At 69.3% G+C, this 20,986-nt stretch carries 21 protein-coding genes and 2 tRNA genes; 9 read left to right on the top strand and 14 right to left on the bottom strand.

Translation table 11 applies throughout. The features are described 5' to 3' along the window. Positions 1-6: 6 nt before the first annotated feature. From ACFSE6_RS03795 to ACFSE6_RS03780, 4 genes are all read right to left on the bottom strand, one after another. Positions 7-88: transfer RNA gene (locus ACFSE6_RS03795), tRNA-Leu, on the bottom strand. Positions 89-131: 43 nt separating this feature from the next. Further along, positions 132-608: a thioredoxin-dependent thiol peroxidase gene (bcp, locus tag ACFSE6_RS03790; RefSeq protein WP_388002388.1), complete on the bottom strand. Its 477-nt coding sequence runs from the start codon at positions 606-608 to the stop codon at positions 132-134. 60 nt (positions 609-668) lie between these two features. Beyond that, positions 669-1,109 carry a DUF6098 family protein gene (locus ACFSE6_RS03785; RefSeq protein ID WP_388002387.1) on the bottom strand — a complete coding sequence of 147 codons (441 nt, stop codon included), beginning with the start codon at positions 1,107-1,109 and terminating at the stop codon, positions 669-671. 164 nt (positions 1,110-1,273) lie between these two features. Continuing rightward, a complete protein-coding gene (locus tag ACFSE6_RS03780) occupies positions 1,274-1,972 on the bottom strand; it encodes a GAF and ANTAR domain-containing protein (protein WP_388002386.1) in 699 nt (232 codons plus the stop codon). 235 nt (positions 1,973-2,207) lie between these two features. Between ACFSE6_RS03780 and ACFSE6_RS03775 the strand changes: the two genes are divergently transcribed. Genes ACFSE6_RS03775 through ACFSE6_RS03760 form a run of 4 tightly spaced genes read left to right on the top strand, consistent with a single transcriptional unit; the run spans position 2,208 to position 6,522 of the window. After that, positions 2,208-3,107, top strand: a complete 900-nt coding sequence (locus tag ACFSE6_RS03775) for a MurR/RpiR family transcriptional regulator (RefSeq protein WP_388002385.1) — start codon at positions 2,208-2,210, stop codon at positions 3,105-3,107. A 42-nt stretch (positions 3,108-3,149) separates the two neighbouring features. After that, positions 3,150-4,562: an N-acetylglucosamine/diacetylchitobiose ABC transporter substrate-binding protein gene (gene ngcE, locus ACFSE6_RS03770; protein ID WP_388002384.1), complete on the top strand. Its 1,413-nt coding sequence runs from the start codon at positions 3,150-3,152 to the stop codon at positions 4,560-4,562. Between the two features lie 2 nt (positions 4,563-4,564). Next, positions 4,565-5,599 carry a carbohydrate ABC transporter permease gene (locus ACFSE6_RS03765; protein WP_388002383.1) on the top strand — a complete coding sequence of 345 codons (1,035 nt, stop codon included), beginning with the start codon at positions 4,565-4,567 and terminating at the stop codon, positions 5,597-5,599. A gap of 32 nt (positions 5,600-5,631) precedes the next feature. Continuing rightward, complete coding sequence (locus tag ACFSE6_RS03760) at positions 5,632-6,522, top strand: carbohydrate ABC transporter permease (protein ID WP_388003989.1); 891 nt, start codon at positions 5,632-5,634, stop codon at positions 6,520-6,522. A gap of 94 nt (positions 6,523-6,616) precedes the next feature. Here the strand turns inward: ACFSE6_RS03760 and ACFSE6_RS03755 are convergent, their stop codons facing one another. The 4 genes from ACFSE6_RS03755 to ACFSE6_RS03740 form a co-directional block, all read right to left on the bottom strand. Next, on the bottom strand, positions 6,617-7,792 hold the full coding sequence (locus tag ACFSE6_RS03755) for a glycerophosphodiester phosphodiesterase family protein (RefSeq protein ID WP_388002382.1): 1,176 nt from the start codon (positions 7,790-7,792) through the stop codon (positions 6,617-6,619). 234 nt (positions 7,793-8,026) lie between these two features. Beyond that, positions 8,027-8,102, bottom strand: a tRNA-Lys gene (locus ACFSE6_RS03750). Positions 8,103-8,222: 120 nt separating this feature from the next. Continuing rightward, positions 8,223-8,567 carry a hypothetical protein gene (locus ACFSE6_RS03745; protein WP_388002381.1) on the bottom strand — a complete coding sequence of 115 codons (345 nt, stop codon included), beginning with the start codon at positions 8,565-8,567 and terminating at the stop codon, positions 8,223-8,225. Positions 8,568-8,778: 211 nt separating this feature from the next. Then, positions 8,779-9,807, bottom strand: coding sequence for a LacI family DNA-binding transcriptional regulator (locus ACFSE6_RS03740; RefSeq protein ID WP_388002380.1), 1,029 nt, complete (start codon positions 9,805-9,807; stop codon positions 8,779-8,781). A gap of 181 nt (positions 9,808-9,988) precedes the next feature. On the opposite strand from ACFSE6_RS03740, the gene ACFSE6_RS03735 reads away from it, so the two are divergent. From ACFSE6_RS03735 to ACFSE6_RS03720, 4 genes are read left to right on the top strand one after another with little or no spacing between them, the layout of a single operon-like run. Next, the gene (locus ACFSE6_RS03735; RefSeq protein ID WP_388002379.1) at positions 9,989-11,917 is read left to right on the top strand and encodes a glycoside hydrolase family 127 protein; all 1,929 of its coding nucleotides are present in this window, start codon (positions 9,989-9,991) and stop codon (positions 11,915-11,917) included. Between the two features lie 20 nt (positions 11,918-11,937). Continuing rightward, positions 11,938-13,251 (top strand): ABC transporter substrate-binding protein, encoded by a 1,314-nt coding sequence (locus ACFSE6_RS03730; RefSeq protein ID WP_388002378.1) that lies wholly within the window; start codon positions 11,938-11,940, stop codon positions 13,249-13,251. Then, a complete protein-coding gene (locus tag ACFSE6_RS03725) occupies positions 13,248-14,177 on the top strand; it encodes a carbohydrate ABC transporter permease (protein ID WP_388002377.1) in 930 nt (309 codons plus the stop codon). The genes ACFSE6_RS03730 and ACFSE6_RS03725 overlap by 4 nt, the downstream gene beginning before the upstream one ends. A gap of 7 nt (positions 14,178-14,184) precedes the next feature. Next, positions 14,185-15,102, top strand: a complete 918-nt coding sequence (locus ACFSE6_RS03720; protein ID WP_388002376.1) for a carbohydrate ABC transporter permease — start codon at positions 14,185-14,187, stop codon at positions 15,100-15,102. Between the two features lie 3 nt (positions 15,103-15,105). On the opposite strand, the gene ACFSE6_RS03715 is transcribed toward ACFSE6_RS03720, so the two are convergent. The 4 genes from ACFSE6_RS03715 to ACFSE6_RS03700 all read right to left on the bottom strand — a co-directional run bounded on the left by ACFSE6_RS03715 (position 15,106) and on the right by ACFSE6_RS03700 (position 18,182). Continuing rightward, positions 15,106-15,426: a hypothetical protein gene (locus ACFSE6_RS03715; RefSeq protein ID WP_388002375.1), complete on the bottom strand. Its 321-nt coding sequence runs from the start codon at positions 15,424-15,426 to the stop codon at positions 15,106-15,108. A gap of 136 nt (positions 15,427-15,562) precedes the next feature. After that, positions 15,563-16,225 carry a methionine ABC transporter permease gene (locus ACFSE6_RS03710; RefSeq protein WP_388002374.1) on the bottom strand — a complete coding sequence of 221 codons (663 nt, stop codon included), beginning with the start codon at positions 16,223-16,225 and terminating at the stop codon, positions 15,563-15,565. Next, the gene (locus ACFSE6_RS03705; RefSeq protein ID WP_388002373.1) at positions 16,222-17,298 is read right to left on the bottom strand and encodes a methionine ABC transporter ATP-binding protein; all 1,077 of its coding nucleotides are present in this window, start codon (positions 17,296-17,298) and stop codon (positions 16,222-16,224) included. The genes ACFSE6_RS03710 and ACFSE6_RS03705 overlap by 4 nt, the downstream gene beginning before the upstream one ends. Next, complete coding sequence (locus ACFSE6_RS03700; RefSeq protein WP_388002372.1) at positions 17,295-18,182, bottom strand: MetQ/NlpA family ABC transporter substrate-binding protein; 888 nt, start codon at positions 18,180-18,182, stop codon at positions 17,295-17,297. The genes ACFSE6_RS03705 and ACFSE6_RS03700 overlap by 4 nt, the downstream gene beginning before the upstream one ends. 206 nt (positions 18,183-18,388) lie before the next feature. Here ACFSE6_RS03700 and ACFSE6_RS03695 point away from each other — a divergent pair, with 206 nt between their 5' ends. Further along, entirely contained in the window at positions 18,389-19,297 is a 909-nt protein-coding gene (locus ACFSE6_RS03695; protein WP_388002371.1) for an ATP-grasp domain-containing protein, read from the top strand. 4 nt (positions 19,298-19,301) lie between these two features. Here ACFSE6_RS03695 and ACFSE6_RS03690 read toward each other — a convergent pair whose 3' ends face one another. Further along, entirely contained in the window at positions 19,302-19,871 is a 570-nt protein-coding gene (locus ACFSE6_RS03690; RefSeq protein ID WP_388002370.1) for a hypothetical protein, read from the bottom strand. A 147-nt stretch (positions 19,872-20,018) separates the two neighbouring features. Next, on the bottom strand, positions 20,019-20,702 hold the full coding sequence (locus ACFSE6_RS03685; protein ID WP_388002369.1) for an HNH endonuclease family protein: 684 nt from the start codon (positions 20,700-20,702) through the stop codon (positions 20,019-20,021). Positions 20,703-20,986: the final 284 nt, after the last annotated feature.

The raw sequence follows: 20,986 nt of genomic DNA, 5'->3' as shown, positions 1-20,986 counted from the left end.
AAGTAGTGCGCGAGGTGGGACTCGAACCCACACGCCCGAAGGCACCAGGACCTAAACCTGGCGCGGCTGCCAATTACGCCACTCGCGCTCGCGGACCAGGGTAACGAGGACCGCGAGAGGGTGCGGAATCGTCAGTCCACCTCGAGCTGCTTGCGCAGCCGGGCCACATGACCCGTGGCCTTGACGTTGTACTGCGCCAGCGCGACCGTGCCGTCCGGGTCGACCACGACCGTCGAGCGGATGACGCCGACCGAGGTCTTGCCGTAGTTCGTCTTCTCACCCCAGGCGCCGTAGGCCTCGAGAACCTCGTGCTGCGGATCGGAGGCGAGCGGGAAGGTCAGAGACTCCTCCGCCGCGAAGCGCTCCAGCTTCTCGACCCGATCGGGCGAGACACCCACGACGGCGTAGCCCGCGGAGGTCAAAGACGCCAGCGAGTCGCGGAAGTCACAGGCCTCGGTGGTGCAACCCGGGGTGCTCGCCGCCGGGTAGAAGTAGACGATGACACCCTTGCTCGCCCGCGCACGCAGGTCGCTCAGAGAGACCTGGCCGCCGTCGGCGGTCGGGAGGGTGAAGTCGGGCGCGGTGTCGGCGGTCTCGAGTCGAGGCATGCTGCCATCCTCGCAGACCGGGACGTGGCGTTCAGCCGGCGGAGGACGAGACGGCTCGAGTCACCATCCCCGGCAGCGCCAGGCCGCGTAGACGCTCTCAGCGTCGCGGAAGGCCTCTGGAGCGAGCAGGCCCAGAGCGTGCGCCGGAGCGACCAGAGGCCGCCCGTCGACGTCCCGGCCGACGACGGCGCCGGCGAGCACCTCCGCCTGCGCGTTGCCGGTGACGAGGTAGGAGCGCGTGACGAGCTGGCGCGCCACCCACGTGGCGGTGGTGTCCATCCACCACGCCTCCGGCACCAGGGTGTGGCACGGGGTGCCCGGAAGCCGATATCCGCTCTCGGGATCGCGCGGGCTCGTCGGCATGTCCGCGCCGATTCTCAGGAAGAGGTCTCCCGTGGTCTGGATGAGGCGGACGACCTGCGTGACCGTGGTGAGGACGGGAAGGTCCGAGCGGTCCGCGCGGCACTCCGCGGGAAAAGGGACGACATGGCCGTCGGGCACGTGTGTGGCTCCAGAGCGTCCGGCGTACGTGGTGTGCGTACGCAACCGACGCCGCCGAGTGTCTGGAGCGGCAAGGGAATCCGTCGGGTCCGGGACGGGTGCGCCACGTTAACCGCCCCGGGCCCGTGGAGACAAGTGCCGGGCGGTTCGTGTCGCGGCGAGCGTTACAGGCGCATTCCCATGTGCACGATGGCCTCGGACAGGTCGCGGATCTTGACGTTGTGCCGGCGGGCGTGGCTGCGGATGAGTTCGAACGCCTGCGTGACGCTCAGGTGCCGGGCCTCGGCGATGATGCCCTTGGCCTGCTCGATGACCACCCGCGACTCGAGGGCGTGGCTGAGCTGGGCGTTCAGCTCCGCCTGCTGCTGATGCGTCGAGGCGTTGACGAGGTAGGCCGTCGCCATGTCGGCGAGCAGACGTGCGGCGGCGACGTCGTCCTCCGTCCAGTCACGCCGTTCCGCATAGATCGACAGCGTGCCGAAGGCCTCCTCCTCCATCGACATCGGCAGTGCCGCCAACGACGGCGTGCCACTGCTGCGGGCCACCTCGGCGTAGTCGGGCCACCGCTCGCGGTGCTGCTCGATGTCCGGGACGAGGACGATCTCGCCGGTGTGCAGCGCCTCCACGGAGGGGCCGGTCTGATGCTCCTCCTGGTACTTCTCCAGCTCGACGAGATGCGGCGGGATCGCGGTGATCATGCGCAGGCGGCCGTCCTCGGCCAGCGAGACACCCGAGCCGGTCAGGTGCAGCACGTCGGTGACCCGCAGTGCGAGATCGTTGAGCACCGTGTCGACGTCGTAGGGGCGCACCAGGGTGCGGACGAACTCCGACAACGTCTGGACGAACAGCTGATGGTCGTACACGCCGGCTCTGCCTCTCGCTCGATCACCCGACCTTATGACTGCGGACCCTCGTCCCGTGGCTCACCGAGCGCGACGTTCGTCACGAGGGGCTGCGGTCACCGCCTGGACGGATCGATGTCACGGGAAGGCAACGGTCTCGTTACGGATGTGTGCGAGAGCACGCCAGGTCCTTGACGACGGCGCAACCTGAGAATACGTTTCGGGAACTTCACTAGTTCTCTGAGAGGCATTTTCAATGGTGAGCTCGACGAGCGTCGCGGACGGCACCCTGCGGGTGGCCGAACGCATTCACGCGACGCTGCCGAGCATGCCGGCGGCGATGGCCAAGATCGCCGAGCTCCTGCTGGACGATCCGACCGCCCCGCTCGAGTTATCCATCACCGAGCTGGCCGAGCGTGCCGGCACGTCCCCGGCCACGGTGACGCGGTTCTGCCGCCAGATCGGGTTTCCCGGCTACGTGCAGTTCCGTGTCGGGGTGGCCACCGACGCGGCGCTCGGCTCGGCCGACGATGACTCCTGGCGTACCGACATCCACCGCACCCTCGAGCCGGACGACACGCCTGAGGACGTTCTGCGTACGCTCCTCGACGCGCACATCCGCTCGCTGCGTGCCACCGCCAGCGTGCTCGACCTGACGCAGTGCGCGCGGGTGGCGGAGCGCATCGCGGCAGCGCCGCACGTGGACATCTACGGCATCGGCGGCTCCGCGGCGATGGCCAGCGAGATGCAGACCCGGCTCTACCGCATCGGAGTCAACGCGCACGCCTGGCCGGAGGTGCACGCAGGCCTGGCCAGCGCCTCGATCCAGGACGAGCGCACCACCGCCATCGGCATCTCTCACAGCGGGCGCACCAAGGAGACCGTGGAGGTGCTCGCCCGTGCCAAGGACTCCGGCGCCCATACGGTGGCCATCACCAGCCGCAGCACCTCGCCACTCGCTCAGCTCGCCGACTCGTGCCTACTGGCGCCCGTTCCCGAGCAGTACCTCCATCCGGCCGACCTCTCGGCCAAGCATTCCCAGCTGTTCGTCCTCGACGTGCTCTATCTGCTCGTCGCCCAGCACGACTACTCCGCGACGGTGGCGCGCATCGCTGCCTCCGCCGAAGCGGTGGCCGGGCACCGACGGGCCGACTGAATCCCCGATCCCTCCGAACCCACAGAAAGGGTAGTGACCGTCATGAACACCTCTCTTCCGAGCCCCAACCGCCGAGTGTTCCTGACCAGCGCCCTGGTCACCTCAGCGGGCCTCGGCCTGGCCTCGTGCGCCACCGGTGGTGGTGGCGGCGACGACGGCGGCGACGATGCCGGCGGCGGCGCCGAGACCTCCGAGGACAACCCGTTCGGTCTCGAGGCCGAATCCACGGTGGACGCGGTCATCTTCGACGGCGGGTACGGCGTCGACTACGTCGAGTTCGCCGCCGAGAAGCTCAACGAGCAGTTCCCGGACGTGACTGTCGAGGTCTCGCCGTCGACGGAGATCTCCCAGGAGCTGCAGCCACGGTTCGTCGGCGGCAACCCGCCGGACCTGGTGGACAACTCCGGCCGTGGTCAGATCGGTTTCAACACGATCCTCGACCAGCTCGAGGACCTCACCGACGTCATCGACGCGCCGAACTACGACGGCACCACGATCCGCGACACCCTCTACGACGGCGTCCTCGCACCGGGCACGTTCGGCGACAAGTTCGCGGCGATCAACTACGTGCTGACGGTCTACGGCGTCTGGTACTCGCAGAGCCTGTTCGACGAGCACGGCTGGACCCCGCCGACTACATGGGAGGAGGTCATCGACCTCGGGGCGGCTGCGCAGGAGGAGGGGCTGTACCTGTTCCTGTGGGGCACCGAGGCCGCCACGTACTACCAGACGCTCGCCATCGAGTCCGCCATCAAGGAGGGGGGCGACGAGGTGCGACTCGCCCTGGAGAACCTCGAGGAGGGCTGCTGGTCGCACGAGGCGGTCCAGGCGACCTTCGAGGCGATGAAGACGTGCATCGACAACGGCTACTTCAAGCCCGGCGGCTCGGGCACCCAGTTCACCGCCGCCCAGGCGCAGTGGTCGAACAACCAGGAGGCGCTGCTGTACCCGTCCGGCTCCTGGATCGAGAACGAGATGGCGGACCAGACGGCCGAGAACTTCCAGATGATGGGCGTGCCGAGCTTCAGCGTGACCTCGAACCCGGCGATGCCCCCGGAGGCGCTGCACTCCACCGCCGGTGAGCCCTACATCGTGCCCTCGGACGGGCCCAACGTCGCCGGCGGCAAGGAGCTGTTGCGCGCCATGCTCTCACCGGAGGCAGCGACCAACTTCGCCGAGACGAAGCTCGCACCGACCGTCGTCCGGGACACCGTTCCCGACGACGGGTTCGGGTCGACGGCGCTGGTCTCGCAGATCGACATGCTCGAGCAGGCGGGGGAGAACATCTTCACGTTCAACTTCGTCTCCACCTACGGCATGAACGAGGAGCAACTGCCGATCTGGAACTCCTTCCTCGACGGCAACAAGTCCGTGGAGGAGTTGACCTCCGATCTGCAGGCGATCACAGACCGCATCCGTGAGGATGACTCCATCGACAAGATCGAGGTCGAGTGACAGTGACTTCACCTCCGGTCGGAGCCGATTCCGGGGACACCCTGGCGGCCTCCGCGGCGGCTTCTGCGAGTGGGAAGCCGCCGCCGGCGGGCCGGCGGCGCCACAAGCTGACGTTCGACTACGTCAGCTTCATGGTGGTTTTCCTCGGCCTGCCGTTGGCCATCTTCCTCGTCTTCGTGATCTGGCCGTTCCTGCAGGCCGGGTTCTACTCGATGACGGACTGGTCCGGCTTCACCGCGGAGTTCACCTTCGTCGGACTGGACAACTTCGCCTGGCTCCTCTCGGACCCCCGGTGGGTCAACGCCGTCGGGAACTCCGTGGCGATCGCGCTCGTCGTGCCGACGATCACGATCGTCATCGCGCTGATCTTCGCCAGCCTCATCACGGTCGGCGGCTCGCAGCGCGGACAGGTGCGCGGCCTGAAGGGATCATCGTTCTACCGGGTGGTGTCCTTCTTCCCCTACGTCATCCCGGCGATCGCGGTCGCGATCATGTGGCGCCTGATCTTCGATCCCAGCGGCGGCCTGGCGAACGGGTTGCTCACCACCCTCGGGCTCGACCAGTTCGACTCGTTCGCCTGGCTCGGCAACGTCGGCACCGCGATGCCGATCACGATGTTCGTGATCATCTGGGGGATGGTCGGCTTCTACATGCTGCTGTTCGTCGCAGCCATCAAGGGCGTCCCGGCCGAGATCTTCGAGGCCGCCCGCATCGACGGCGCCGGGCGGCTGCGCATCGCGTGGTCGATCACCATCCCGCTCATTCGGGACAACATCCAGACGGCGTGGATCTACCTCGGCATCATGGCGCTCGACGCATTCGTCTTCGTCCAGGGCCTCAACCCGCAGGGCGGACCGGAGAGCAGCACCCTCGTCATGGCCCAGCAGCTCTTCCGCACCGCGTTCATCGACGGTCAGTTCGGCCGTTCGAGCGCCATGGGCGTGGCGATGGCCGTGGTGACGCTGGTCTTCGCGGCGCTGGTCTTCACGGTCAACCGGGTGACCGGTGGCCGTGACGAGAAGGGTGGCTCGGCATGAGCACCTTCGAGCTTCCAGGAGTACTGCCCACGATGAAACCCGACGAGAACCCCTCGCCGCGCGCGCGAGAAGACACGGTCAGGACCCCGCCGCCGACCAGTGGCCGCATCGTTCCCAAGGTTGCGCACACCGTCCTGGTGATCTGGTGCATCCTCGTCATCGCGCCGATGTTGTGGACGGTCCTGAGCTCCTTCAAGACCAACACCGAGATCTTCAGCGAACCGTTCGGGCTGCCGGCGTCCTGGAGCTTCGAGAACTACGCCAACGCCTGGACCCAGGCGCAGATCGGTCAGGCGTTCTTCAACACCGTGGTCGTGGTCGGTTCGGCGCTGGTGCTCGTGATGCTCCTCGGGGCGATGTGTGCCTACGTGCTCGGCCGCTTCGAGTTCCCCGGACGCCGCGCGATCTACTACCTCATGCTGGCCGGGCTCACGTTCCCGGTCTTCCTGGCGATCGTGCCGTTGTTCTTCGTGCTGGAGAACATCGGCCTGCGCGGCACGTTGCCCGGGCTGATCCTCACCTACGTCGCCTTCGCGCTGCCGTTCACGGTGTTCTTCCTCTACTCGTTCTTCCGGTCATTGCCGAACGAGATGGCCGAGGCCGCGAAGATCGACGGCGCGGGGGAGTGGCGCACGTTCTTCCAGGTGATGCTCCCGATGGCCCGGCCGGGCATGGCCTCGGTGGCGATCTTCAACTTTCTCGGGCTGTGGAACCAGTTCATCTTGCCCGTGGCGCTGAACACCAACCAGGACAATTGGGTGCTTTCGCAGCGATTGGCCTCGTTCGTGTCCTCCGCCGGGTATCGCTCGAACTTCGACCAGATGTTCGCCGCCGTCGTCATCACGATCGTCCCGGTGCTGGTGGTCTACGTGATCTTCCAGCGCCAGCTGCAGGGATCGGTGAGCCAGGGGACGATGAAGTAGCTCCGTCGGGGTCGCGACGGCGGGTGGGCCGGAAGCCGGCCCGCCCGCCGTGCTCGTCTCAGGACCTGAACGTGCTCAGAAGCGCGAACGTGCCTCAGTACGCGAACAGGTCGAGCAGCACCCGTGCCGGGTCCGGCCTCAGGACGGCGATCGAGTCGCCGCCGTTGTTCAGCACGTTCGCCCCGTGATCGTTGTAGTAGGCGTCGTCCGAGTTCGTCCCCGGCCCGGTGTAGACCCGCAACTCCTCGCCGGGCTCGAGCACATAGCCGTCGCCGACGACGAGCCGATTGAGTGCGGCGTCCTGCAGCAGGTAGCCGCTGACGTCGATCGCGCGGTCGGCGGTGTTGGTGAGCACGACGTGCTCGCCGGTCTCCGGCTGCAGGTCCGCTCCCGGCACGTCGGCGACGACCTCGGCGACCTCGATCCCGTCGGCCGCCGGGATCGGGTCCTTTCCGCCCTGCATGCGCGAGAGCACGCGCGGGAAGTCGGTGATGATCCAGTCGACGCCCTGGTCGGTGAGCTGCTGCATCGCCTCCGGGCTGTTGACCGTGTACGTGCCCAGCTCCAGTCCGAGGTCGTGGACACGGGAGACGTCACCCGGCTCCAGGTTGCGGTAGTTGGTCACGACGCCGACCGAGTACTCCGCCCACTCGGCCAGCACCTCGTCGCCGGGCAGCTCGCCGGCGATCGGCAGCACCGGGACCTCCGGTGCGAGCTCGTGGAAGGTCTCCAGAGACTCGACGTCGAAGGAACTCACGATCAGCTTGTCCTGCGCCAGTAGGCGCTGCCAGTCCCGGTTCTCGGCGATCGTGTCCGCCAGCGCCTGTTCGACGCCCGGCGAGGCGGAGGGCTCCTTGATCTCGACGTTGACCCCGGTCCAACCGCGGGCCTGCCGGGCGGCGGCGTCCAGATGCGGGATATCGGTCCCGTGGAACGGCGTGCCGAAGAATGACCCGGCATCCAGCTGGGACAGCTCGTCCCACGTGAAGCTCGTGATGTGATCGTCGGCGCGCTCCGGGAACACATCAGCGACGTTCGTGGTGCGGGCAGCGGTCGTGTCGTGGAAGAGGAAGGGCACGCCGTCGCTGCTCATCTGCAGGTCGATCTCGAAGAGATCCGCGCCCGCTGTGCGTGCGTCCCGCATCGAGGGGACGGTGTTTTCCGGGGCAGTCCCGGCGCTCCCGCGATGGCCGATGATGCCGGGCTGGTTCTCGGGCTGGCCCCCGCGCTGGTCCTCGGCAGCGAGGGACGGTGCCGACAGCCCGGCCATCGCCACAGCCGAAGCCGCCACGGCCGCATACGCGGCGAGTCGTCTGCTCCGTGTCGTCAAGGCGTCCACTTCCCCATCGATGGTCGTCCGATATGGCGCACGTGACCGTAGTGACGCAGAGTGAACGCCGGATGAAGGGGTGACCGCGCCCGGAAGCGGCCCGGGCACCCCGCGGTGGGCACGCAGTCCCAGGCGGCGACGAGGACCGGTGTGATGCGGGGCTTCCGGCGAGAGTGGTACACCGCCTGGGACTCGAACCCAGAACCCACTGATTAAGAGTCAGTTGCTCTGCCGATTGAGCTAGCGGTGCGCGTCGACCCGTTGACTTTACTGCACCGGCGTCGGCGGCTCCAAGCGCGATCCGGCGTCCGAGCCGGTGATGTCTCGCACAACGCGGGTCCGGGCCCGGTCCGGTCCGCAGCCGGCTCGCTCACTTGCGCCGGCGTGAGGACCGTTTGCGTGATCCACCACGCGAGGACCGCTTGCGCGAACCTCCCCGCGAGGAACCGAACCGGCCCCCGCCTCCGGAGCGGCGCGAGGACCCGAACGAGCCGCCGCCGCCGGAGAATCCGCTCGACCGGCTGCGACCCGTGCGGCTGCGAGTGCTGCCCCACGAGGACCGACGTCGGTAGCTGCGCCGATAGCCTCGGCGGTAGCCGCCGCCATACCCGTCGTCGTACCCGTCGTGGTAGCCGGAGCCGCGGCGCCGGACCCAGTTCACGATGCTGATGATCACCAGCGCAATCAGCAGGAGGATCCAGAGACCGGCGTCCATGGTCCGCTCCATTCTGTGTCGTCTCGCCAGGCAGTGGCCTACATCTTCCGGGAATCGCCGGCGTATGACCATGGGGACAGCTCCCCCGCACGGAGCGATGACGCGAGAAGGTGAGCCGTGCGTCGCGGGGGCCGCACCGGGGCGCGGCGGGCGCGGCGACTCAGGTTTCGCGCCCGGTCGGGAGCGGCTCGGGATGAGTCAGGAGGCGCCGTCAGGACGTGCCGAGCGTGGACTCCCGGACCACGAGCCGCGGTGCCAGCATCTCCGTGCCGTGCAACGGCTCGCCGTCCAGCGCGGCGAGCAGCAGCTCCGCGGCGCGCTGGCCGAGGGTCTCCAGCCGCATGTCCACCGTCGTCAGGGGGGGTCTGCTGGCGAGCGACATGACCTGCCAGTCGTCGTACCCGGTGACCGCCACGTCCTCCGGGATGCGCAGGCCCCGTTCCCGGAGCCGGTCGGTACCACCGCGAGCCAGCTGGTCGGAGGCGAAGACGACGGCGTCGACCGGTTCCGCGGACTCCGGGCCGAGGAGGCCGTCCGCGACGAGCATGTCGACGGCGTGGCGGCCCCAGCGTTCGCTCCACTCGCCGAACCGCGGAGGTCCGACGAGTTCCATGCCCTGCTCGGCGGCCGCGGTCTGCGTCGCCTCGTGGCGGACCTTCGAGCTGCGTTGATCCTCGCGGCCGCCGACGTAGGCCAGACGTCGGTGCCCCAGTGTCCTCAGGTGGTCGACGATCTGGCGCATGCCGGTGGCGTCGTCCGGCACGACCGAGGCGTCCTCCGGATCGGTCGACGGCGCGAACGCGTAGACGACGGGCGCCAGGGCCTCGATCGGCGCACGCGGTTCGGTGGTGCGACCGGTGACGATGATGCCGTCGACCCGGCGGCTCACCAGCGTGCGGATGTGATGCTGCTCGCGCACCGGATCGTGCCGGGCCGTGGCGAGCAGTGCCGAGACCTGGCCCGCGAGCAGTGCGTTCTCGGCGCCGAGCACCACAGGCAGAGAGAAACGGCCGGCGTTGTCGGTGCTCAGCAGCCCGACGGTGAAGGTCCGCCGGCTGTGGAGCGAGCGCGCCCCGGCGTGCGGGACGAATCCCAGCTTGTCGGCCGCCTCGCGCACCCGGTCCCGGGTGCTGTCCTTGAGCAGCCCGTTGTTGTTCAGCGCCTTGGAGACGGTCCCGGGGGAGACTCCAGCGAGCGCGGCGACGTCCACGATGCGCACGGGTCTGTGCTGCTCGCTCACGCCTACCTCCGTCATTTCCAGGCGTTCTGTCCGCCCGGCGCAGTGGGGCGAGTGTACGGCACGTGAGCACCGGATGTCCGTGCATCTACGCCAGTATCGCGCCGTTGACAGGTGTGTCAGGCCACGTCTACCGTGCCGGAAAACGTGTGCCGTACGTTTCCGAAGCTCGACGAGGAGACTCATGACTGCGACCGCTCGCACCGGCGTTCTCGCCGGACCCGCCGCGCCCACCGACTCGGCCTCGGTACGGCTGCGCCCCGTACCACCGGGTGACGCCCGGATCACCGGTGGCCTGTGGCACCAGCGGGCGGAGGCCAACCGCGGCGCGTCGATCCCGTCCGGGCTGACCCACCTGCGTGCGGCCGGCAACGTCCGCAATCTCGAGATCGCGGCCGGCACGGCCGCCGGTGAGCCGGAGGGACCGGTGTTCGCCGACTCTGACGTGCACAAGTGGCTCGAGGCTGCCGCCTGGGAGTACGGGCGCAGCGGCGAGGCGGAGCTGCTGACCTCCCAACTCGAGCTGACCGAGCTCCTCGCCCGCGCCCAGGCAGAGGACGGCTACCTCAATTCGGTCGTCCCGCACCGGGAGGGACAGCGCTACCGGGACCTGCCGTGGAGCCACGAGCATTACTGCGCCGGGCATCTGATCCAGGCCGCCGTGGCCCAAGCCCGGGCGACCGGGCGCCGCGAGCTGCTCGACGTCGCCATCAAGGTGGCCGACCATCTCGTCGCGACCTTCGGGCCGGGCCGGGCCGAGGACGTCGACGGTCACCCGGTGATTGAGATGGCGCTCGTCGAGCTGTACCGCGAGACCGGCACCGACGCCTACCTCGAGCTCGCCCGCTGGTTCGTCGACGCCCGCGGCCGGGGCATCATCGCCGGCCACGGGCACGCGCCGACGTACTTCTCCGATCGAGTCCCGGTCCGGGATGCGACCACGGTGGAAGGCCACGCCGTCCGCGCCGTCTACCTCGCCGCCGGCGCCACGGACGTCGCCGTCGAGACCGGCGACCGTGAACTGCTTGCGGCCCTCGAGCACCAGTACGACGCGATGGAGCGCGCCAAGCAGTACCTCACCGGAGGGCTCGGGGCCCGGTGGGAGGGCGAGTCCTTCGGAGACCCGTTCGAACTGCCGACCGACCGCGCCTACGCCGAGACCTGCGCCGCCATCGGCGGGGTCCAGTGGGCGTGGCGGATGCTCCTGGCCACCGGTGAGGCGCGCTACGCCGACCAGATCGAGCGCATGCTCTACAACGGCTTCCTCGCCGGTGTCTCCTTGAGCGGTACCGAGTACTTCTACGTCAACCCGCTGCAGTTGCGCAGCGACGCCCACCCGGAGGGGGACCGCAGCCCGGCGCACGGACGGCGCGGGTGGTTCGACTGTGCGTGCTGCCCGCCGAACATCATGCGGACCCTGTCCAGCCTCTCCGGTTACGTCGCGACCACCGGCACCGACAGCTCGCCCGACGGCGCATCCTCCGTGCAGCTTCACCAGTACGTCCCCGGCACCGTCGCCGCCGGCGGCCTCGAACTCGACGTCGCGACGAACTACCCGTGGCAGGGGCGCATCGAGGTCACCGTGCGCCGCGCCCCGGACACGCCCGTCGCGCTCTCACTGCGCGTGCCCGCCTGGGCCGAGGGGGCCACGCTCGACGGCGAGACCGTCCGACCCGGTTACGCCACGCTCACCCGCACCTGGCAGGCGGGGGAGACCATGCGGCTCGACCTACCGATGCGGCCCCGCCTGACGACGGCGGACCACCGCGTCGACGCGGTGCGCGGCTGCGTCGCGATCGAACGCGGGCCGCTCGTGTACGCCTTCGAGGGCGCCGACCAGCCCGACGGCGTCGTCGTCGACGACATGCTGCTCGACGTCACCGGGGAGATCACCGAGGAGCACCGGCCGGACCTGCTCGGCGGAGTGACCGTGCTCCGCGCCCGTGGCTACCGCGGGACGCCGCCACCGCAGGCCGCCACCCCGTACGCCGAGGCCGGTACGCGGCCGTCGGGGCACGGGGAGCCGGTGGCGCTGACCGCGGTGCCGTACCACGTGTGGGCCAACCGAGGGCCCAACCCCATGCGGGTCTGGGTGCCCGCCGTCGGCGACTGACCGCGACGCGAGGAGGAGCAATGACGCTCTCACGCCGGGACTTCCTGGCACTGGCCGGCATCGGTGGCGCCGCCGCGGCGCTGGCCGGCTGCGGTGGGCAGCTCGAGCCCGCCGACGTCACCGTGGCCGGTTTCGGCGAGGGGGCGAGTGGCACCCTCAACCTCTGGTGCCGCTCGGACACCCTGACCGGCAACGAGGCGATGGTCGAGGCGTTCCACGCCGCCCAGGACCGGATCCGGGTGGAGCTCACCCCGATTCCGAACAGCCAGTACGTCACCAAGTTGGCCACCGCCATCCGGGGCCGGCGTCCGCCCGACCTGGTCGACATCGACGACATTTACTCCGCGCTGTTCATCTACCGCGACGCCTTCACCGACCTCACCCCGCTCATCGAGGAGTTGCCTTACCGGGACCGGCTCAGTCCCGGGCACCTCGGTCTGGCCACCAAGGACGAGCGCTTCTACGCCGTGCCGTTCCTCGCGGACAACTCAGTGCTGTTCTGCAACCTCGACCTCTTCGAGCGGGCCGGGGTCGACGTCGACGAGGCGACCGGTTCCTTCGCCGGGTACCTCGAGGCGGCGCGCGCCATCAGCGCCCTCGAGGAGGACGTCTACGGCTGGTCGTACCCGGGCAACGCCTCCGGCGCTCTGGGCTTCACGGTTCAGCCACACATCTGGGCGACCGACACCGACCTCATCGCCGGGCAGATCGGCGGCCAGACCGGCAATGTGGCGGGCAACGAGTCCGTGCGGCGCACCCTCGAACTGCTCCGGACCTTCTGGGAGGAGGACCTCGTGCCGCCGGTGGCGTACGCCGACGACGCCTCCCGCTGGAACGCCGACTACCTCTCCGGCCGGATCGGCATGAAGCCAGCCTCCTACGGCGTGATCGTTCCCGACGCCGACCCCGCGTTGCTGGAGCGCACCGAGGTGCGGCTGCTCGCCGGTCCCGACGGCGGGGTCAGCTTCTTCGACGGCGGTGACAACTTCGCCATCCCGAACGGGGCCGCCAACCCCTCGGCCGCGTGGGAGTACGTCCGCTTCTGCCTCGAGATCGAGCAGCAGTCGAACCTGCCCGCCGGCGGCTACACACCCGTAAGGGCCGACGCCGCGACGGACGCGTTCCGCGAGCAGTTCCCGCTCGCCGTCGCCCCGCTGGAACAGCTCGACGCCGGGTACGCACCGTTGTCGTTGTCCTACAACCGGATCTACAACCAGCCCGACGGGCCGTGGTTGGAGATGTTCCGCCGAGCGGTCTTCGCCGGCGAGATCGAGGCCGCCATGGACGAGGCCCAGGACCGCTACGACCTGATCCTTCGACAGGGGGACGCATGAGTGCCGTCACCTCACGTGCTACCGCCCCGGCCGGCGTGCCGCGGCGGCGCCGCAGCGATTCGCTCACCCATCCGCGCCGGACCGGGCTCCTGCTCGTGCTGCCCGCGGTGGCGTTCGTCGTGGTCTTCGTCTTCGCGCCGCTGCTGGCAGCGGTCTACATCTCGCTGACGAACTTCCCGCTCATCGGCAGCTTCGAGTTCGTCGGCCTGGAGAACTTCGCGCTCGCGCTGTCCGATCCGGTCTTCGGCAGGTCGATCCTCTACACACTGGTCTACACGGCGATCGTCACTGGTCCGATCCTCGTCCTCGGGTACACCCTTGCCGTCATCGTGCGCGCCAACCGGCGCGGCTCCACACTGCTGCGGACGGTGTTCTTCCTGCCGTTCGTCGTGGGCCTGACGACCATCAGCTTCATCATGCTGCTCGAGGCTCAGCCGGACAGCGGTGCCGTCAACATCGTCCTGCGCTGGCTCGGCATCACCGACGGCTCGACGGCATGGCTGGTCGACGGGCCGCTCGCCACCGCGCTCATCTGCGTCCTGGTCATCTGGGGCGTCTCCGGCCTGACGATGATCCTGCTCATGTCGGCGATGCAGGGGGTGCCGAGGGAGGTCTACGAGTCGGCCGAACTCGACGGCGCCACCTGGTGGCAGACGGAACGGCGCGTGACCATTCCGATGATCCGGCGGGCGATCGCGATGAGCGTCATCATCTCGGTGATCGGCTCGTTCCTGGGCTTCACCCAGTTCTTCATCCTCACCCAGGGTGGGCCGGGATCGGAGACCACCACCGTCGTCATGTCCATCTACCGCCGGGCCTTCGTCGACCTCCAGCTCGGGGCCGCGACGGCGATGTCGTTGCTGCTCGTGCTGCTGACCGCGTTGGTCACCGCTCTGCAGTTCTGGATGCTCCGGGAACGAGACTGAGGAAGCCATGGTCGCCACCGCCACCCCCCGCAAGCCCGCCGCTCCGGGGCGCGCCGCCGCATCGGCGCGGGCCTCGGCCGACCGATCCACGCGAGAGACGCGGACCAAGTACCTGCTCTACGTCACCGGTGGCACGCTGGCGGCCCTGGTCTTCGTGGTGCCACTCGCGTTCGCGCTGGTCCGTTCGGTCCAGCCGGGTGAGGTCATCGTCAGCGCACCGGAGGCGTCGACCTTCTTCGACTGGACGAGCGAGAACTTCCGGATGCTCGCCGCCCAGAGCGAACTCGGACGATCGGTGATCAACAGCATCATCGTCTCGGTGTGCACGGCCGTGCTCACCGCCGTGGTGGCCACGCTCGCCGGATACGGGTTCGCGAAGTTCCGCTTCCGGCTGCTGCCGTGGCTCTTCGGGCTCGTGCTGCTGACCATGATGGTGCCCTTCCAGGCGATCCTCACGCCGCTGTACCTGGAGATGAACGCGCTGCGGCTGACCGACTCGCTCCTCGGCCTGGTGCTCTTCTACACGACGGTGAACCTGCCGTTCTGCGTCTTCGTCATGCGGAACGCGTTCGAGGCGGTCCCGGACGAGCTCGAGGCCGCGGCCCTGGTGGACGGCGCCGGCATCGTCCGCCTGCTCACCTCCGTGCTGCGCCCGCTCATCACGCCGGGCTTCGCCACCGCGGCGCTGTACGCGTTCCTCGCGTCATGGACCGAGTTCCTCGGCGCGCTGACGTTCCTGACCGATCAGGATCTCTACACGCTGCCGGTGTCCATGGTGAATCTGCAGCAGGGCGCGTACGGGGACATCAATTTCGGCCTCATCGCCGCGGGGGCCGTCGTCGCGATGATCCCGTGCGTGATCCTGTACGTGGCGCTGCAGCGCTTCTACGTGGCCGGCCTGGCCAGTGGGTCGATCAAGGGGTAGGCGCTACCGCCGGTAGGCGTCCGAGACGACGTGCGCGGCGGCCGCGTGGGCCGCCGTCACCGTCAGCACCGCGGGCCAGGCGCCGATGGCCTTCGCCAGCGGGTGCGAGAGGCCGAAGGCGGCGATGTACCCGGCGGTCAGCGCCGCAGCTGGCCCGGCGCCGTCGCGGGCGATCCACGTGCGGGCGGCAAGGCCACCGGCGGCGGCGAGGACGAGCCCGCCGAGCGGACGCTTGCCGGTCACCCGGGCGGCGGTGTAGCCGCCGATGAGGCCGACGGCGGAGACGGCCGCGGTGCGGACGTCGAACGGGTCGGGAAGGGTCATGACCACACCTTACGGTCCGTCCGGCCGGGCCGCTCAGCGCCGCCGCCCGCCGAGAGCGGAAACCCGAGTCATGAGCGGATGTTCAAACATGCGCTCATGACTCGATCGTCCGCTCTCGGCAGTGGGGCGGGGCGGCTCAGCGGCCCAACACCTTGCGCGCGAGGAAGTTGCCCAAGAACTGGATCGCCTGCACGAGCAGCACGATGACCAGCACCGTGATGTACGTGGTGCCCCAGTCGAAGCGCTGGTAACCCTGGGTGAGTGCGAAGTCGCCGAGCCCGCCGCCGCCGACGAAGCCGGCCAGGGCCGACATGTCGACGACGGCGATGAACAGGAACGTGTAACCGAGGATCAGCGGCGCGAGCGCCTCCGGGATCACCACGGTGAGGATGATCCGCAGGGGGGAGGCGCCCATGGACCGGGCCGCCTCGATCAGGCCCGGATCCAGCGCGACCAGGTTCTGCTCCACGATCCGCGAGGTCGCGAAGGACGCCATGATCGTCGCCGGGACGATGAACGCCTCGGTCCCGATCCGCGAGCCGGTCAGCGCGATCGTCAGCGGCCCGACGGCGGTGAGGAAGATGATGAACGGGATCGGCCGGACGAAGTTCACCAGCACGTTCAGTCCGGTGAAGACCCACCGGTTGGCCAGCAGGCCGCCGCGCCGGGTCACATACAGCACCACGCCCAGCACCAGCCCGACCGCGCCGCCGATGCCGATCGCGATCCCGACGATGTACAGCGTGGTCCAGAACTCGCCGACGAAGACCGGCCAGTTCTGCGCCCAGTCGAACTTCATCGCTCCACCTCGCTCGACAGGTGCGGGTACTCCTCGACGGCCGTGAATGCCCGGAGCTCTGCCAGCGCCGCGCGCTTCGCGGTCTCCTCGCCGGTCAGCGCCAGCGTCAGCGAACCGAACGGGCGCTCACCGATCTCGGTGATCCCGCCGTAGACGATCGCGCCGGCCACGTCGTGCCGGGCGAAGGTTCGCATGATCCGGTCGGAGGATCCGGCCTCCTCCTGGACCGTGACGGTCACCAGGGTGCCCGGATGGCCGGCGGCGAGCCGGGCGAGCACCTCGGGGCCGGGCCGGTCGCGCAGCGACGTGCCGACGAACCGGCGGGTGACCTCCTCCTGTGGACGGGCGAAGATGTCGTAGACCTCGCCGGCCTCGACCACGCGCCCGTGCTCCATGACCGCGACCCGGTCACAGAGGTACTTGACCACGTCCATCTCGTGGGTGATGACCACGATGGTGACGCCGAGCTCGTCGTTGACCCGCCGCAGCAGGCCGAGGACGTCGCGCGTGGTCTCCGGGTCGAGCGCCGAGGTGCACTCGTCGGCCAGCAGGATCGTCGGCCGCGAGGCCAGGGCTCTGGCGATCCCCACGCGCTGCTTCTGGCCGCCGGACAGTTCGGCCGGACGCGCCCGTGACTTGTCGGCGAGCCCGACGAACCTCAGCAGTTCGGCGACCCGCTCCTCGCGCTCGGCCTTGTCCCAGCCCGCCACCCGCAGCGGATAGGCGACGTTCTCGGCGACGGACTTGGAGCCGAACAGGTTGAACTGCTGGAAGATCATGCCCAGGTGCGGACGGAGCGAGCGCAGCTGCCGCTCCGACATCGCCGAGACCGTGCGCCCGTCGACCTCGAGCGTGCCCGAGGTGACCGGCTCGAGGCCGTTGATCAGCCGGACCAGCGTCGACTTGCCGGCACCGGAGTAGCCGATGACGCCGAAGATCTCCCCGCGCCGGATGTCCAGGCTCACGTCGTTCACGGCGCGCACGGCGCCGGGGCCCTCGCCGAAGACCTTGTGCACTCCGTCGAGGCGGATGATCGCCTCGGAGGAGGCCGCCGCCGCACCCACGTCCGTCACTCCTGCAGGCTCGACTCGATCTCGGCGAGGATGTCCTGCAGCTCGCCGGCGTCCTGGTTCGCCAGTGAGGCCGTGCCGCCCGAATTCTCGACCAGGGCGTCCGAGACCTCCTCGGAGTTGAAGAGCTCCACGAGCCGGTGGAACGTCTCGTTGTCCGCGTCCTCCGCCCGGCTGGCCCAGACGTTGATGTACGGCTCGGCCACCTCGGACTCGGCGTCGTCCTCGAAGAGCGCATCGGCCGGGTCCAGGCCGCCGTCGGCGACGAAGTCGTTGTTGACGATCGAGGCGTCGACCGAGTCGAGCGCGACGACGGTCTGGTTCGCTTCCACAGGTGTGACCGTCACCGAGGACTCCTCGGCCACGATGTCGGTGGTGGTGGGGACGACGCCGGCATCGTCGGTCAGCGTGACGAGACCGGCCTCCTGCAGCACGTTGAGAGCGCGACCCTGGTTGGTGACGTCGTTGGGAATGGCGATCTCCCCGCCGTCGGGGATGTCCTCGACGGACTCGTGCTCGAAGGAGTACAGCGCCAGCGGGTAGACCGCGGTCGCGCCGATGGGCGTGAGGTCCTGCCCGTCGGCCACGTTGTACTGCGCGAGGTAGAGCAGGTGTTGGAACTGGTTGAGGTCCAGATCCCCGTCGGTCAGCGCCGGGTTCGGCTGGGTGTAATCGGTGAAGTCGACGATCTCGACCTCGATGCCCTCCTCGGCGGCGAGCTCTTCGAAGATGCCCCATTGCGGGTCGGACGCCCCGACGACACCGATGCGGACCGGGTTGCCGGCCTCGCCGGGCTCGGCGTCGGAGTCGCCGCCGGCGCACGCAGCGAGGGTGAGGGTGAGGCCGGCGGAGGCGGCGAGCAGGGCGCCGCGGCGCAGGAATGTCATGGTCGATCCTTCGAGAGTTCGAGTGGGCGCAGCAGGTCCCGACGAGATCGGGACGGATGTTCCCAGCGAACCGCTCGGTGACCGGCCAGGCGAGCCACAGGCGCTCCCGTCTCACCATCCGGTCGGTGCATGGTCCGGTCGAGACGAAGCTCACGCGCCCGGCCCCGGCTGGCGGCGGACGTAGGCGTGCACGATACGTTGACCCCGTGTCCAAGCCGATCGTGACCCTCGCCACCTGCTCCGACCTGCCGAACCTCGACGAGGACGACGCGCCGCTGCCGGACGCGTTGGCCGAACGCGGTATCGAGCCGCGCGTCGCTGTCTGGGACGATCCGGACGTCGACTGGTCCGCCGCCGGCATGGTGGTGGTGCGGTCGGTGCACGACTACGCGGCCCGGCGCGAGGAGTTCCTCGCCTGGGCCGAGTCGGTCCCGCGGATCGTCAACCATGCTGACGTGCTGCGCTGGAACACGGACAAGCACTACCTCATCGAACTCGAGCGCCGTGGGATGCCGATCGTGCCGACGATCTGGCTGGAACCGGACCAGAACTACTCCAAGCGCCAGGTCCACACCCGTTTTCCCGCGAACGGCGACTTCGTGGTCAAGCCGGCCATCTCGTCCCTCAGCCACGACTCGGGCCGCTACACCGCGGTCGACCCGGTCTCGCGCCAGCAGGCGATCAGCCACGCCATGGAGCTGCTCAGCGAGGGGCGGGCGGTCATGGTCCAGCGCTATCTGGAGTCGGTCGACGAACGCGGTGAGACCGCGCTGGTCTTCATGAATGGGCTCGTCTCCCACGCCGTCGAGAAGGAGGCGATGCTGCGCGGGCCGTACCAACCCAGTGAGGAGCCGCAGGAGGTGGTGCATGCGCGGAACGCCACCGACGCCGAGTGGCGGCTCGGCGAGCGGGCGCGGCACGCCATACACTCCTACATCAAGGACCGGATGGGCCGGGACGAGCAGCTCATCTTCTGCCGCATCGACGTCGTCGAGGGTGACGACGAGCTGCACGTCATGGAAGTCGCCCTCACGGACGCCTCGCTGTACCTGTCGACCACGTCCGACGGCGTGGACAGCTTCGCCGACGCCATCGCCGTGCGCGCGTTCTGGTGAGAGCTCAGACGGCCACGAAGTAGAAGGCCAGGTGCAGGGCCAGCATCAGGTGCAGGGTGCCGAGCCGCTCGCGCAGGAGGGCGAAGGCTGCGCCGAGTACGATCATCGCCGCGCTGGGTACCGGATGAGCCGGGCCGAACCGGTCCGGCAGGAAGACCGCGTGGCCGAGCCAGAACATGCCAGCGACGACGGCGACCGTCGCCCACGCGGGCAGGCGCTCGCGGATGTAGGACTGCAGCAGCCCGAACGTGAGGTAGTCCTGCCAGAAGACCGAGATCGTCATCCACGCCACGTACACCGGTAGCGGCACGCTCGGGCTGGCGTGGAAGGGCAGCGCCACGGCCAGGAGGGCCGGCAGCGCGTAGAGCCAACGCTGCCGCGAGGGTGCGAACAGCACGCGGTTGACCCGGTCGTGCGTGACAAGCAGGGCCGCGACGACGACGACGGCGACGCCGCTCTCGATGAGCAGCACGGCCGCGGAGTCGGCGCTGAACCAGCTGCCCACGCCGTCGCTGCGCAGGCCGGGGGTCAACGACCACAGCGCCAGCCACGCCGCGCACGCCGCCAGGGCCACCCAGGCCGGTCTGGGCGCCGACCTCGCGCGCCCGGCCGGAGACCGTGGCGAGGGCGGCGAAGGACGCACGGTGGCCAGTCTGGCAGAGGCCGGCCCCGTCGTCGGTGGGATGAAGCCCGGCCCGGCCCAACGAACGGATGCCCCGGCTCAGACGGTCTCGACCTCGATGGTGAGGTTGTCGCAGTCCGCGGCGAGGTCGTTCATCGCCGCCTGCTCGGCCGTGTCCACCGAGAGGTCCCAGCGGATCTTCACGGCGACGTACTCGCGCAGGTAGCGGCACTGCTGCTGGTCCGGCAACCATTCGGCAACGTCCTGGTCGCTCTTGGACTGGTTGACCGAATCGGTGACGCCGACCAGGGTGCGGTAGTCGTCGAGGTCGTTGGCATAGGCCTCGCGGCGGCCGGCGTCCCAGGCGTACGCGCCGGAGTCCCACGCCTCCGCGAGCGGAACCATGTGGTCGATGTCGATGTCCGAGGTGTCGTACTGGGAGACGCCGTCGTAGTACGAGTACCAGCGGCCGCCGGACAGGTCGCATCCGGCGCCCACGGTGGGCGCGTCATCGGCCTCGGCGATGAGGACCTCGTCGCGAGCGTCGCAGCCGTCGCCGTCGGCGTCGACCCAGTGCTCGAACAGGTCACGGTCGTAGCCGTCGCGCTGCTCTGCCGCGACCGGAAGGTCCGCGATCGCCGTCTGCAGCGGTGCCGAGTACGTCGCCGCGGCGGCGTCGGTGGGCAGTCCGGCCACCGCGGCCAGCGCCAGCGCGCCGGCGGCGAGCCCGCAGCGCAGGGTGGCGGCACGGGCTGAGCGGGTGGCGTCCGTCGTCGTCGTCATCGGTCTCTCCCCGTCGAGTTGCGGTGGGCATGAACGAGACAATCTGAGACAGGTTGCGTCCGGAATGACTGTCCGTGACCGGGGAGCGACGGGGTCGTGAAGTTTCGGTACGTCCCCTCGTATCCGCCTGTCGTCGCATGATCGGCTGTTTCTCCCGACCCGCTGATGGGCTGCCTCGTGCGCTATGGGGGGGTGTCCCTATCTCTGCCGTCAAGCGGCGGCGGGGGTGGGTGGGTCGTAGAAGGCGCCGTTGCGGAGCATGGCGTGTAGGACGTCGATGCGAC

This window comes from Georgenia deserti, from assembly GCF_042680605.1.
Lineage (GTDB): Bacteria > Actinomycetota > Actinomycetes > Actinomycetales > Actinomycetaceae > Allobogoriella > Allobogoriella deserti.
The sequence above is the reverse complement of the archived record's forward strand: the minus strand, read 5'-3'. Positions and strand labels throughout refer to the sequence as shown.

What these genes read in the sequence shown, in the direction of transcription:
- ACFSE6_RS03700 (WP_388002372.1), bottom strand. Translation starts at nt 18,182, where the DNA reads ATGACATTCCTGCGCCGCGGCGCCCTGCTCGCCGCCTCCGCCGGCCTC.
- ACFSE6_RS03725 (WP_388002377.1), top strand. Translation starts at nt 13,248, where the DNA reads ATGAGTGCCGTCACCTCACGTGCTACCGCCCCGGCCGGCGTGCCGCGG.
- bcp (WP_388002388.1), bottom strand. Translation starts at nt 608, where the DNA reads ATGCCTCGACTCGAGACCGCCGACACCGCGCCCGACTTCACCCTCCCG.
- ACFSE6_RS03685 (WP_388002369.1), bottom strand. Translation starts at nt 20,702, where the DNA reads ATGACGACGACGACGGACGCCACCCGCTCAGCCCGTGCCGCCACCCTG.
- ngcE (WP_388002384.1), top strand. Translation starts at nt 3,150, where the DNA reads ATGAACACCTCTCTTCCGAGCCCCAACCGCCGAGTGTTCCTGACCAGC.
- ACFSE6_RS03735 (WP_388002379.1), top strand. Translation starts at nt 9,989, where the DNA reads ATGACTGCGACCGCTCGCACCGGCGTTCTCGCCGGACCCGCCGCGCCC.
- ACFSE6_RS03710 (WP_388002374.1), bottom strand. Translation starts at nt 16,225, where the DNA reads ATGAAGTTCGACTGGGCGCAGAACTGGCCGGTCTTCGTCGGCGAGTTC.
- ACFSE6_RS03755 (WP_388002382.1), bottom strand. Translation starts at nt 7,792, where the DNA reads ATGGCCGGGCTGTCGGCACCGTCCCTCGCTGCCGAGGACCAGCGCGGG.
- ACFSE6_RS03745 (WP_388002381.1), bottom strand. Translation starts at nt 8,567, where the DNA reads ATGGACGCCGGTCTCTGGATCCTCCTGCTGATTGCGCTGGTGATCATC.
- ACFSE6_RS03730 (WP_388002378.1), top strand. Translation starts at nt 11,938, where the DNA reads ATGACGCTCTCACGCCGGGACTTCCTGGCACTGGCCGGCATCGGTGGC.
- ACFSE6_RS03715 (WP_388002375.1), bottom strand. Translation starts at nt 15,426, where the DNA reads ATGACCCTTCCCGACCCGTTCGACGTCCGCACCGCGGCCGTCTCCGCC.
- ACFSE6_RS03760 (WP_388003989.1), top strand. Translation starts at nt 5,632, where the DNA reads ATGAAACCCGACGAGAACCCCTCGCCGCGCGCGCGAGAAGACACGGTC.
- ACFSE6_RS03775 (WP_388002385.1), top strand. Translation starts at nt 2,208, where the DNA reads ATGGTGAGCTCGACGAGCGTCGCGGACGGCACCCTGCGGGTGGCCGAA.
- ACFSE6_RS03720 (WP_388002376.1), top strand. Translation starts at nt 14,185, where the DNA reads ATGGTCGCCACCGCCACCCCCCGCAAGCCCGCCGCTCCGGGGCGCGCC.